The organism is Flavobacterium branchiicola (assembly GCF_018383905.1).
Lineage (GTDB): Bacteria > Bacteroidota > Bacteroidia > Flavobacteriales > Flavobacteriaceae > Flavobacterium > Flavobacterium branchiicola.
Genome location: NZ_JAGYWA010000007.1, coordinates 386,212 through 400,722, shown reverse-complemented (window position 1 = coordinate 400,722; position 14,511 = coordinate 386,212). Strand labels below are relative to the sequence as shown.

Here is a 14,511-nt window from a genome sequence, read left to right as displayed (position 1 = left end):
TTTAAGATGATCAAAAAAATAGTATTAAAATGGCATTTTATTTTGGTTATACTTGCTTTTGCAAGTTGTTCCAAAAATCAGGGCGGTATCACAAATATCACAGTTGGGACTCATAGCAACAACGAACTGAAAATTCAGATCGATGTTACTACGAAGGACAATGCGCAGGTATTTGCCGAATATTGGTCGGATAAAAAAGGAATAAAAAATAAAATAACATCTCCTATATCAAAATCAGGTCTTAAACATTCTTTAGTGCTTTGTAATATAACTCCCGAAACTAATTATAGTTATCAGCTTATTACGGTTCAGGATGGCGAAAAAATTCCAAGCAAGGTTTACACTTTCAAATCCAGAAAACTTCCGGAATGGCTTCAGAAACAATTCAAAGCAAATTGTCCGAAACCGGAATTGTTACCGCAAAATTTCAAAAGAGGATTTATGCTTTTGGCCAAAAGAGAAACTCCGGGAACAGCTTATATTGTAGATTACAAAGGAAATTTAAGATGGTATCATACCCTTGAAGGAACTGGTTTTAAAGTAACTCATTTTACAAAAGAACAAACTATTCTTTCCATTTTAGGTACAAATGACGAACCAACAAGTTATGGAAGTGAAATTCTGGAAATCAATTTACAGGGAGATACTTTAACTCACATCAAAAAAGGACAAGGTGATTTTAAACAAACCATTCACCACGAAATCATTAAAAAATCGGCTAATGAAATTGTCACTATAACTGTCGATCAAAAAATTATTGATTTAACTTCTATTGGAGGAAAAAAACAAGACACCATCAACGGAGACGGAATTCTAATTTTAGATAAAAAAGGAAAACAGATTTGGAAATGGAGCGTTTTTGATGATTTAGATCCATTAAAAGATAAAAATTTATTGAAAACCAAGAAAGACTGGACACACGCCAACAGTCTAAACTATGATACAGATGGAAATTTTCTGATTTCATTTTACAACAACGGCCAAATTTGGAAAGTAGATGCTAAAACCGGAAAAGTAATCTGGAAATTAGGAAAAGGCGGAAACCTGAAAATGGCGCCGGAAACCAATTTTTCTCAGGCACATGCCGCACATATTAATCAGGAAGGAAGTTTACTGTTTTTTGATAATGGTGTAGATAAAAAACAATCAGCTGTTTTTGCATTGAAAATTGACGAAAAAACAAAGTCGGCAAAACTGGATTTCCACATCAATTTACCAAAAGATATTTACAACGACAGAATGGGAAGCGCTTATATGATAGACAAAGATGCCATATTGTGCTGCTGCTCTAAAAGACACATTACGGTTTTAACGAATAAAAAAGGCGTATTACTTTGGGCTTTAGAATCAGAAATTCCGCCTTATCGCACACAGTTTATAGAAGAAAAAGAAATGAAACCATTTCTCCTCAATTAAAGAATGATTTTCCTGTAAGGTTTTTCAAGCCTTGTAGGTTTAATTATAAAACTAATAACTGCAAGATTTTCAAAACCATGCAGAGCAAATTATAAAACGAATACCTACAAGGTTTGGAAAACCTCGCAGGAGAATGACAAGATTAAAAATTCAAAACATGAAAAAAATAATTCTTATTGCACTTTTTTCAGCTTTACCAATGGTTGTTTTCAACTCTTGCACCAAATCAAATTCTCAAACTTTAGCTTCAAAATTTGAAGAAAAAGAAAATGAAGAAGGATATATCACAATTGATACTTCAAAAATTCCTGACGATCAATTTGGTGAATCAGTTCGTTACGGAAGAGAATTAATGATGAAAACAGCCTATTATATTGGTCCGGATGGTAAAAACGGGAAATATTTAGGTAACAAAATGAACTGCACGAACTGTCATCAGGATGCCGGTACAAAACCTCATGCCTTCAATTTATTGTCATCACATGATAATTATCCGCAATACAGAGGCCGTGAAAATAAAGTACTTACACTTGCTGAACGTGTAAACAACTGTATTATGAGACCTCATTCAGGAAAACCGCTTCCGCTTGACAGTAAAGAAATGGTTGCTTTTTTATCTTACTTTAAATGGATCAGCAAATTTGTTCCAAAAGACGGAGATTTTAAAGGGGCTAAAAATTTAGAAATCGAATTTCCGGATGTGGCCGCAAGCCCCGAAAGAGGAAAAGCATTATTTGTTGAAAATTGCGCCCGTTGCCACGGAAATAATGGTGAGGGACAATACAATGCAGATAAATCAGGTTACATCTACCCGCCGCTTTGGGGCGAATACGGATACCAGCCCGGTTCAAGCATGCACCGCGTTATCAAACAGGCACAATGGCTAAAAAACAATATGCCATACGACAAAGTAACTCCGGGCAAACCGTATCTTACAGACAAAGAAGCACTTGATATTGCAGCATTTGTAAATGACGACAGAATACATTCAAGACCCAATCCAAAAACATTCGATTATCCAAATAAAATGGGCAAACCTATCGATTACTCCCACAGCCCTTTCAGTGATAATTTTACAGAAGAACAACATAAATACGGCCCATACAAACCCATTATTGCTTACTGGAAAAAGCAAGGATGGAAAGCCGTTTACTAAAATCAAAATACAAGACTATTCTATTTAACCTGAACATAAAATACAATGAAACTAAACTTTAATAACAAGCCACTTTTAAGCAGGATATTGATTATATGCGTTTTCGCAATCAGTATTCCATTAACTGCCCAGATAAAATATACAGACGGAAACGACAGCTGGAATCCTAACCAATTAGGAAATCATCGTGTTGTAGTCGCTTTTTCAGGCACAGGAAATGTGGCAAAAACTACCATTGAATGGCGAAGAAGAGATGAAAATCCGGAATTAAAAAAGATTATTGTTCAGGACGCAACAGGAAAAGAAATCCAAAACATCAAAACTGAAAACATTAATAGAGAAAACGGAACTATTTTCTTTGAACCTATTTCAGGAAAAGGAACTTATTACGTTTATTATATGCCTTACATTGACGAAGGAACTGCAAATTATCCAAAAGGAATTTATGCAAAACCTCAAGACAAAGCTGATGCGCAATGGCTATCTAAAATTAAATCTAATATAAAAGACAACGCTTCAGTAACAGAGATTCAGAGTGTAAATGCTTTCAATAGTTTTTATCCGATGGAAGTAATTGCAACAGCTGCTGAAACGAAAGCTCTTATTGCAAAAAACAGCGGAAATACATTTTTAGTTTTTCCTGAAGACCGACTTCATTCCATCAGAATGAAATCTGATTTACCACAAAGATGGATTGAGAAAGGCGTACAGAATAGCTTTGCTGATACTGCAATGAAAGGAGAATATTTAGCATTTCAATTAGGCGTTTATGCGCTTGAAGATTTAAAGAATGTAAAAGTTACTTTTTCTAATTTAATCAGCGGTAACGGAGCATTAATTGAAGCAAAAGACATCAGCTGCATTAATACAGACGGAGTAAAATATGACGGAACTCCTTTTACTGCAAATGTTGCGGTTTCAAAAGGAAAAGTACAATCTATGTGGTGTGGTATTGATGTACCACAAACTGCTGCAGCAGGGACCTATACCGGAAAAGCTACAGTTGTTGCCGACGGAAAATCAAGAGAAATTACATTAGAAATAAAAGTATCTAACGAAGTAACTAAAAATGGCGGAATCGACAGTCCGGAGAAAATGACGCGTTTAAAATGGTTAAACTCCACTTTAGCACAGGAAAACACCGTGATTGCTCCATATATTCCATTAAACGTAAACGGTTCTGAAATTTCTTTATTAGGAAGAAAACTAACTTTAGCTCCAAACGGATTTCCCGCACAAATACAAACGTACTTCACACCTGAAATGACTACTTTGGGTACAAAAGCAAATGATATTCTTACAGCTCCAATTGCGTTTCATTTTGTTGATGCAACAGGAAAAGAAATAACAGACTGGAAAAATACAGGAATTAATTTCACTAAAAAAGAAGCCGGAACAGTTGCATGGCAAAATACATCTACATCAAAATCGGTTCAGATGGATGTAAATGCGACTATTGAATTTGATGGTTTTGTACATTACATCGTTAAAGTTACAGCACTTGAAGATGTTTCTTTTAATGACATTAACTTTCAGTTGCCAATGCAGCCATCAGCATCAAAATACATGATGGGATTAGGTCAAAAAGGAGGCGATCGTCCTGCAACTTTTGACTGGAAATGGGATGTAGCGCATAAAAGTCAGGATGGAGCATGGATCGGAAATGTGAATTCAGGTTTACAATTTTCTTTAAGAGACGAAAAATACAGCCGTCCGTTAAACACCAATTTCTATTTACAAAAACCTTTATTATTGCCAACTTCATGGGGTAACGAAAACAAAGGCGGAATTACCATTACACCAAATCAAAAATCAGTTTTGGTAAATGCCTACAGCGGTGCAAGAACAATGAAAAAAGGCGATGTATTGTATTATAATTTCAACTTATTAATTACACCATTCCATACCATAAATACCGATTTTCAATGGGATACGAAGTTTTACCATAAATACAGCCCAATCGATACCATTGCAAAAACCGGAGCTACGGTAATCAATATTCACCATGCCAATGCAATTAATCCCTATATCAATTATCCTTTTATTGAATATAAAAAGATGAAAACTTATATCGATGAAGCACATGAAAAAGGCTTAAAAGTAAAAATCTACAATACTGTGAGAGAGGTTTCAAATAAAGCGTATGAAACATTTGCTCTAAAAAGTTTAGGTCATGAAATCTATTCTCCAGGAAAAGGAGGCGGATTCTCCTGGTTGCAGGAACATGTTGGCGACGATTATATCGCGGCATGGTTTGTACCTGAAATTAAAGATGCTGCAATCGTAAACAGCGGTATGAACCGTTGGCATAACTATTACGTAGAAGGAATGAACTGGTTAACACAAAACGTTGGCATCGACGGAATTTACCTTGACGATGTTGCTTTTGACAGAATTACAATGAAACGTATCAAACGTGTACTTACGCAAGACGGTCATCCTGGAATTATTGATTTGCACAGTGCAAACCAATACAACAAAAGTGATGGTTTTAACAACAGTGCCAACTTATATATGGAACACTTTCCATACATCAATAAATTATGGTTTGGAGAATATTTTGATTACAACAAAAACCAACCTGACTTTTTCTTAACAGAAGTAAGCGGAATTCCTTTCGGATTAATGGGTGAAATGCTACAAGATGGCGGAAATCCATGGAGAGGAATGGTTTACGGAATGACCAACAGATTACCTTGGAGCGACAATGCAGACCCAAGACAAATCTGGAAATTATGGGATTCTTTCGGAATTAAAGGTTCAGAAATGATCGGATACTGGAGCGAAAACTGCCCTGTAAAAACAAACAACGACAAAGTTTTGGCAACAGTTTACAAAAAAAACGGAACAGCTTTAATTTCTATCGCAAGCTGGGCTGATGCTGATACAAAAGTAAAACTGAACATTGACTGGAAAAAACTAGGAATCAATCCTGCAAAAGCTACAATCACAGCGCCGGAAGTACTTAACTTTCAACCGGCTCAAACATTTAATGCAAAAGATGAAATCCCGGTATCAAAAGGAAAAGGCTGGTTGTTGATTGTGAAATAATTAACGGCAATAACGATTGTCCCAAGCAGTTTGTCATTTCGACGAAGGAGAAATCTCCACAATCCCGAAGCTTCGGGACGCAATCTTTGTCGAGCTACTAACGAGGATTTCTCCTCCGTCGAAATGACAAAAATGCGGGAAAACACTAATAATTACCTCGTTCTGTTTGTCATTCCGAAGAAGGAGGAATCACACTAGTAGTTCCGCATAGAAAGTCGCCAATCTTTGTCTACTTACGAGTGTAATTTCTCCTTACGTCGAAATGACAAAATTGGCAAAACAACATAACTATCAGACTAATCATAACCAAAAAAGCTATCCATATGAAAATTAAGCCTTTCTTATCAATTCTACTCCTTGGAAGCCTCTTTGTCACTGCACAAAACAAAACAACTGTAAAAGAATATAAAAAGGTCTTTACAACCTATCCGTTTTCTGATCCTGATCCCATTCCAAAACCCGATACTAAGTTTTATCCTTATTTCCGTTTTGACGGATTTACAGATAAACCCGTTCAGCAAGAATGGAAAGTAATCGAAATCGAAAACGATTATATCAAATTGATGATTCTGCCTGAAATTGGAGGAAAAGTCTGGTCGGCAACTGAAAAAGCAACCGGAAAAGATTTTGTTTACAACAATCATGTAATCAAATTTAGAGATATTGCAATGCGCGGTCCATGGACGAGCGGCGGTGTTGAGGGAAATTACGGAATTATCGGCCATACACCAAACTGTGCAACTCCAGTTGATTATAAAATTATAAACCGCGAAGACGGAAGCATTAGTTGCGTCATTGGAGTTTTAGATCTTCTTACGAGAACTTCGTGGAAACTGGACATCAATTTACCAAAAGACAAAGCTTATTTTACCACAAACTCGTTTTGGTCCAATTCAACCGAATTAGATCAGCCGTATTATACCTGGATGAATACGGGAATAAAAGCAGCGGGAGATTTGCAATTTATTTATCCGGGACAATCCTATATTGGTCATAACGGAGAACACAATCCGTGGCCAATTGATAAAGAAAATGGCAAAGATCTATCTTTCTATAAAAACAACGATTTTGGCGGTTACAAATCCTATCATGTTTTTGGAAAGTACGATGATTTCTTTGGAGGATACTATCACAACGAAGATTTCGGAATGGGAAGATATGGAAACCACGATGATAAACCCGGTAAAAAAATATGGATTTGGGGATTGTCTCAGCAAGGAATGATTTGGGAAAAATTATTAACCGATACTGACGGACAATATGTAGAAGTACAAAGCGGAAGATTATTTAATCAGGCGAGTGAAGGAAGTAATTTAACGCCTTTTAAACAACGTTCGTTTGCACCCAATCAAACCGATATCTGGACAGAATACTGGTTTCCGGTAAAACAAACCAAAGGTTTTGTAAAAGCAAATAACTATGGTTCTGTTAATATTAAAAATGAAAACGGCTGGCTTAAAATCTATTTTTCTCCGCTTCAAAAAACAAATGAAAAAATCGAAGTTTTTGACAACGGCAAGAAAATCTATTCTAAAGATATTGCTGTAAACACATTACAAGTATTTAAAGATTCTATTCAGATTGCTGTTAATGAAAATAAACTAAAACTGACTATTGGCGGAAATAAATTAGTTTGGAATTCCGCTCCCGAAGACGGAAATATTAGCCGTCCGGTAGAAATACCGCAGGACTTTGATCATAATTCCGTTTACGGTTTATATCTGCAAGGAAAAAATTACATCAGTTTTAAAGATTATAAACAAGCAGAAGAAAAACTGAATGCCTGCCTGAAAAAAGATCCGAACTTCGCTCCTGCTCTATCGGCTTTGGCCTCTTTACAAATCAGAAAATTTGAATATAAAGAAGCCGTTGCTTCAGCAAGTAAAGCTTTGGCAATTGATACGTACGATTCAGCTGCAAATTATTATTATGGCTTGGCACATTTACACTTAGGAAATACTACCGATGCAAAAGATGGTTTTGATATTGCTGCTGCCGGAGTTGAATTTAGAAGTGCTGCTTATACTGCTTTAAGCAAAATTTATTTAGCTGAAAATGATTTATCAAAAGCAGTAGAATATGGCGAAAAAAGTCTGCTGAACAATCAAAACAACTTAGAAGGTTTACAATTACTTGCCGTTATTTATCGTCTTCAAAATAATTCTGAAAAAGCAAATTCCGTTTTAAAAACGATTAATTCTATTGATCCTTTAAACCATTTTGCAGACTTTGAAAAATTCCTTTGGGAAAAATCAGAAACATCAAAAGGGAATTTCACTTCGATGATACGAAATGAAATGCCCGAGCAAACTTATCTTGAATTAGGAATCTGGTATCAGCAATTAGGATTAAATGATGATGCAAAAAAAGTATTTTCGATAGCAGCTCCAAGCGCTGAAATTATATATTGGAATGCCTTTTTAGAAAATAAAACGGTAGATATAAGTAAAATCAAACCGGGAACCAGTTTTCCTTTTAGAACAGAAACAGCAGAAATTCTGAAAAAATTAATTAAAACAAACGATCAATACCAATTAAAATATCATTTGGCATTGATTGAGTGGAATCATAATGACATTTCGGAAGCCAAAGAATTATTCCTTCAATGCGGAACAAAACCAATCGATCCGGCTTTTTATGCTGCAAAAGCATCTTTGTTCAAAGACGATTCGGCTATAGTAACAGCAAGTTTACAACAAGCAATAAAATTGGATCCTCAGGGCTGGAGATATCAAAAATTATTGGCAGAACATTATATTGCCCAAAAACAATTTGATAAAGCGCTTACAACAACAGAATCTTTCTACAAAACGCACAAAGAAAATTATCTGATGGGAATGTTGTATGCGAAATCCTTGTTATTGAATAAAAAATATGCCGCAGCAGACGCCTTTTTGACTAAGTTGGAAATTCTTCCTTTTGAAGGTGCAACTGCCGGAAGACAATTGTATCACGAAGCCAAATTAATGCAGGCTTTGGCAGAAATGAAAAACAAACAATACAAAAAAGCAGTACAATTTATTGCTGATGCCAAACTGTGGCCACAAAATCTGGGCGTTGGAAAACCATACGACGAGGATATTGACGAAAGACTAGAAAACTGGATGGATTATCAATGTTATACCAGTCTTGGCAATACTGAAACGGCAAATAAATCATTACAGAAAATAGTCGCTTTCAATCCAAAAGTAGACAATACGGTAATGAACTTTTTACCAGCAAATCAATTGATTTCTGCCTGGGCGATTGAAAAAACAAAATCAGCAAACGAAGCGGAAAAATGGTTGCAAAATCAGGCTGGTTTATATCCGACAAATAAAATTATTCAATGGTGTTTACAAGTTTATAAAAACAAACAATCCGATAGTTTAACGGCAGATGAAAAAGATGGTGAAGTTCGAATTATCGAAAAACTTTAAAAAATATTTTAACACATAGAAGCATAGAATTTATTTTCTAAAAAAAGAATAGAGAAGAAACTCATTTCCACACATAGAATCTATGTGCATTAAAATAAGTGAAACGACTTTTTTTGAGTTTGCTAATCTTATGTCTCTATGTGTTGAAAAATTATACGCCAGCCTAAAAAAATATACTAAAAGTACAGTGCATTAACCGTACTTTTAATCCATAAAACAATCATTTAAAATCAAAAAAATGAATAACCTTTTCTTAAAATGTTCTCTTTTTGGACTTGCTTTATTGGCAGGTCAAAATACAGAGGCACAAAACGCTGACAAAAGCAAAGACGAACTATCTGTTTACCGAGTTACGGCTCAAAAAGTACACGATTTAGTTCACACCAAACTCGACGTATCTTTTGATTATGGCAAAAGATATCTTTACGGAAAAGAATGGCTTACTTTAAAACCCCATTTCTACGAAACCGATTCCCTTACGCTTGACGCAAAAGGAATGGATTTTAAAGAAATTGCAATTATTGAAGGAAGTAAAAAAACGCCTTTAAAATATACTTATGATAATGAGCAGCTTTTTATTGCCTTAAACAGAAAATACAAAAGCACCGAAAAATTTACTATTTACATTAGTTACACAGCAAAACCGGATGAATTAAAAGCAAAAGGAAGCGCTGCAATTACAGATGCAAAAGGATTGTATTTTATAAATCCGGATGGAAAAGACGACAAACCAATCCAAATCTGGACACAAGGAGAAACAGAATCTTCATCGGCATGGTTTCCAACAATCGACAAACCAAATCAGAAAACAACTTCTGAAATTGCGATGACGGTTGATGCAAAATATGTAACCTTATCCAACGGTAAACTGGCTTCACAAAAAGTAAATTCAAACGGAACCCGTACTGATACCTGGAAAATGGAATTACCTCATTCTCCGTATTTGTTTATGATGGCAGTTGGTGATTTTAAAATAACCAAAGACACTTACAATGGTAAAGAAGTAAGCTATTATCTGGAACCAAAATATGCGCCTTACGCCAAACAAATATTTGGTAAAACTCCCGATATGATGAACTTTTACAGCAAAATGTTAGGCGTAGAATATCCTTGGGCAAAATATGCGCAAATCGTTGCCAGGGACTATGTTTCCGGGGCGATGGAAAATACTTCGGCAACATTACATGGCGAATATGTACAAAAAACAGCCAGAGAATTACTGGATGACAATCAGGAAAGTACTGTTGCACACGAGCTTTTTCACCAATGGTTTGGCGATTATGTAACGGCTGAATCATGGTCAAACTTAACTATGAATGAATCTTTTGCCACTTTTGGTGAAGTATTATGGCACGGTCATGATGCAGGACAAGATGCCGAAGACCGCTCTCGTTATGAAAAACTGCAAAACTGCTTACGTTCTTCAAAAGAAGGTGTAAGTCCGCCTTTGGCTCGTTTTCATTACAAAAACAGAGATGATATGTTCGATAATATCAGTTACTCAAAAGGTTCGATCATTTTATATGCGATCAAAAATCAGATGGGCGATGCAGCATTTTTCAAATCTTTAAATCATTATTTAACAACCAATGCTTTCAAAGCCGGGGAAACACATCAATTGCGTTTATCTATGGAAGAAGTTACAGGAAAAGACTGGAGTCCGTATTTTAATCAATGGTACTACCAAGGAGGAAATCCGATCTTAAATATCGAATACGGATATGCAAACGGAAAAGCTACAATAGCAGTAAAACAAGTTCAGGAAAGTTCGGTACAAACATTTAGTTTACCCTTAAAAGTTGATTTTTATGTAAACGGAGCTAAAATCAGAAAAGATATTTTAATCGATCAAAGAGAACAAAATTTCAGTTTTGATGTTCCGGCTCAGCCAACTTTAATCGATCTTGATCCTGACAAAATTTTAGTTGGTCAGGTTATCGATAACAAAAAAATAGCCGATTATTTGTTTCAGTACAAAAATGCTCCCTCTTATTATAACAGAATCGAAGCCATCAAATTTGCTGTAAAAGATAAAAGCCATGACGCACAATTAATTTTATTGGCCGGTTTGCAGGATCAACAAGATGATTTGAGAGTATTGAGTATAAAAGGAATCGATTTAAGCGATGCTCAAATAAAAGATGTGACGCTAAAAACCTTGCTTAACATTGCCAAAACAGATAAAAATACCTCAAGCAGAGCTGCGGCGATTATAAAACTAGCTTCTTCAGGCGATGCTCAGTATAAAGAATTGATGCAGGAAAGCATTAAAAATCAATCTTACAATGTAATTGCAGCCGGATTAACCGGATTAAGAAAATATGATGCTAATGAAGCTGATAAAGCCTTATCAACATTAGATGAAGACACTCAAAAACATGTAAATCCATTGATTAAAAGATTTAGTAGTCAAAAATAATTAGTAACGTTCTTTAGAATTGTTTTGTTTTTGAAACCTCTCTAATCTGGTTAATTAGAGAGGTTCTTTTAAATCCAAAGTATAAAATTTCAAAAAAATCAAACACATAGAAACATAGATAATGAAATTCAAAAAAGAAGGTAAAGAGAAAATCATTTCTTTAACATAGCTAAACTATGTGCATTTAAATAAGTGAAACGCCTTTTTTAAATTTATTAAAGACTATGCATCTATGTGTTAAAAAATTATAACTCAAAAAGAGTAATAATTTAAATAAAAACCAAAATTTCAGCAAAATGAAAAATCTATTCTACCTGTTTTTTGCTTTTCTTCTAATGTCCTTTTCAAACGAAAAAAAGGACGATAAAACAACTGTTTCAATTCCACTTGCCGGAAATGCTTTCAGTTCTGAACATGTTGACGGAAGCAATACAATTACAGACAATGGAATAGAAAACTGGACCAATACTGCCGAATTTTTTACTGTTTATTTCAGAGTTTCAAAACCGGGTACTTTTCAGATTACGGTAGAAGAATCTATTGAAGTCTTCGGAAAATCAGAATTGGAATTCTCCATTCAGAATCAATCAAAAAAAATACTTTTTACCACTTCCAAAAAAGCAGTTGCCGCTGGAAGCTGGACAATTAATCAGGAAGGTTATGTTGCCCTTAAAATAAAAGGAATCAGCAAAACCGGAGATCGCTTTCCGTCTATTAATCGTTTGACTGTTTCAAGTACAGATTATGAGGGTAAAATCTCTTATGTGCCAAATAACGAAGGAAACTTTTATCATTGGGGACGACGCGGACCATCTGTGCATTTAAATTATCAGGTCCCTGAAAATACCAATGCCGAATGGTATTACAATGAAGTTACTGTTCCAAAAAATGAAGATAAAATAGGCTCTTATTTTATGGCAAATGGCTTTGGAGAAGGCTATTTCGGAATTCAGGTAAACTCGGCAACAGAAAGAAGAATTTTATTTTCCGTTTGGAGTCCGTTTACAACTGATGATCCCAACAGTATTCCGGAGGATCAGAAAATTAAAATGCTTAAGAAAGGCGAAAATGTCCATTCGGGAGAATTTGGAAGCGAAGGCTCCGGCGGACAAAGCTATCTGAAATACAACTGGAAAGCAGGAACTACTTATAAATTCCTTTTACACGGAATTCCGCAAAACAACAACTCAACAAATTATACCGCTTATTTTTACGCGCCCGAATTAAAAAAATGGCTTTTAATTGCCAGTTTCAACAGACCTCAAACCAATACATATCTAAAAAAATTTCATTCGTTTCTAGAAAATTTTGTTCCCGAACAAGGCAATTTATCCCGCAAAGTTTTATTCAACAATCAATGGATTTGCGATGAAAAAGGCAATTGGACAGAAATTAATTCGGCTCGTTTCACCACAGACAATACCGGAGCAAAAGAATACAGAATGGATTTTTCCGGCGGACTAGAAAAAAACGCTTTCTATTTAAAAGACGGAGGATTTTTCAACGATTTTACAACGCCAAAAACACTATTCACCAGACCTCTAAACCATAAAAAACCAGATATAAATTTCAGTTCTTTACCCTAATTCGGAAAAACACTGATTCACAAAACAAATTAACTCACTTATGAAAACCAGATTTTTTAAAACCACAATAGCCTTTGTTCTTTTATTGGGATGGAGCATTGCATCGGCACAAATGATTAAGACCAAAACACCTTCCCGCGCCAAAGGGCAACAGGATGTTTTGCGAATGGCAGCTGATCCAATTCCAACCGTTCGCGTTGCTTTCATCGGACTTGGTATGCGCGGTCCGGGAGCAGTAGAACGTATGACACATATTCCCGGTGTTGAAATCGTAGCATTATGCGACATGACACAGGAGAACACCTCTAAAGCAAATGAAATTGTAACCAAAGCCGGATTTCCTAAAGCACAGGAATTTTATGGAGATGAAAATGCATGGCGAAAAGTAACAGCGTTACCAAATGTTGATTTAGTTTATGTGGCTACAGACTGGCTGCATCATGCCGTAATTGGTGTTCAGGCTATGAAAGATGGAAAACACGTTGCAATCGAAGTTCCGGGAGCTTTAACTATGAAAGAAATCTGGGAATTAATTGATACTTCCGAAAAAACAAGAAAACATTGTATGCAGCTTGAAAATTGTGTTTACGATTTCTTTGAACTGACTACTTTAAATATGGCGCAGCAAGGTTTGTTTGGTGAAATCTTACACGCCGAAGGTTCCTACATTCACGGTTTACAACCTTTTTGGGGCGAATACTGGAACAACTGGAGAATGGATTACAACATCAAACATCGTGGTGATGTATATGCAACTCACGGAATGGGGCCCGCTTGTCAGGCATTAAACATTCACCGTGGTGATAAAATGAATTTCCTTGTTTCTATGGATACAAAAGCGGTTGGAAATCCTGCTTACATTAAAGAAAAATCAGGACAGGAAATAAAAGATTTCAGAAATGGAGATCACACGATGACTATGATTCGTACCGAAAACGGAAAAACAATCCAGATTCAGCACGACGTTACTTCTCCCCGTCCTTATAGCAGAATGTACCAACTGAGCGGTACAAAAGGTTTTGCAAATAAATATCCATTAGAAGGTTATGCTTTAGACGGCAAAGAATTGGGCGATGATGTAAAACCAAATCACGAAAAACTTAGCGCACATTCTTTTGTTCCCGAAGAAGTTAAAAAAGCTTTGATGGAAAAATACAAACATCCGATTGTAAAAAATATCGAAGAACAAGCTAAAAAAGTGGGCGGTCACGGCGGAATGGACTTCGTAATGGATTATCGTTTGATTCATTGTCTGCAAAAAGGACTTCCGTTAGATATGGATGTTTACGATCTAGCCGAATGGTCTTGTCTTGGCCCGTTAACCGAAATTTCATTAGATCACAATTCATCTCCTGTCGAAATTCCGGATTTCACCAGAGGCGGATGGAACAAACTACAAAAATTAGAGTTTTCAGAATAAATAATATTGGTTAGTTGAAAGGAACAAGAGGGCATTATTTAAAA

At 35.6% G+C, this 14,511-nt stretch carries 7 protein-coding genes; all 7 read left to right on the top strand.

Annotated features, from left to right (window positions below; translation table 11 throughout):
- Nucleotides 1-6: 6 nt before the first annotated feature.
- A complete protein-coding gene (locus tag KHA98_RS19050) occupies nucleotides 7-1,416 on the top strand; it encodes an aryl-sulfate sulfotransferase (RefSeq protein WP_213259482.1) in 1,410 nt (469 codons plus the stop codon).
- 157 nt (nucleotides 1,417-1,573) lie between these two features.
- Nucleotides 1,574-2,572 (top strand): c-type cytochrome, encoded by a 999-nt coding sequence (locus KHA98_RS19045; protein WP_213259481.1) that lies wholly within the window; start codon nucleotides 1,574-1,576, stop codon nucleotides 2,570-2,572.
- Nucleotides 2,573-2,617: 45 nt separating this feature from the next.
- Nucleotides 2,618-5,623: a glycoside hydrolase domain-containing protein gene (locus tag KHA98_RS19040; protein ID WP_213259480.1), complete on the top strand. Its 3,006-nt coding sequence runs from the start codon at nucleotides 2,618-2,620 to the stop codon at nucleotides 5,621-5,623.
- A gap of 323 nt (nucleotides 5,624-5,946) precedes the next feature.
- Complete coding sequence (locus KHA98_RS19035) at nucleotides 5,947-9,042, top strand: DUF5107 domain-containing protein (protein ID WP_213259479.1); 3,096 nt, start codon at nucleotides 5,947-5,949, stop codon at nucleotides 9,040-9,042.
- A gap of 238 nt (nucleotides 9,043-9,280) precedes the next feature.
- Nucleotides 9,281-11,461 carry a M1 family metallopeptidase gene (locus KHA98_RS19030; RefSeq protein ID WP_213259478.1) on the top strand — a complete coding sequence of 727 codons (2,181 nt, stop codon included), beginning with the start codon at nucleotides 9,281-9,283 and terminating at the stop codon, nucleotides 11,459-11,461.
- 296 nt (nucleotides 11,462-11,757) lie between these two features.
- Nucleotides 11,758-13,047 (top strand): DUF3472 domain-containing protein, encoded by a 1,290-nt coding sequence (locus KHA98_RS19025; RefSeq protein WP_213259477.1) that lies wholly within the window; start codon nucleotides 11,758-11,760, stop codon nucleotides 13,045-13,047.
- Nucleotides 13,048-13,087: 40 nt separating this feature from the next.
- Nucleotides 13,088-14,467, top strand: coding sequence for a Gfo/Idh/MocA family protein (locus KHA98_RS19020; protein WP_213259476.1), 1,380 nt, complete (start codon nucleotides 13,088-13,090; stop codon nucleotides 14,465-14,467).
- Nucleotides 14,468-14,511 lie beyond the last annotated feature (44 nt).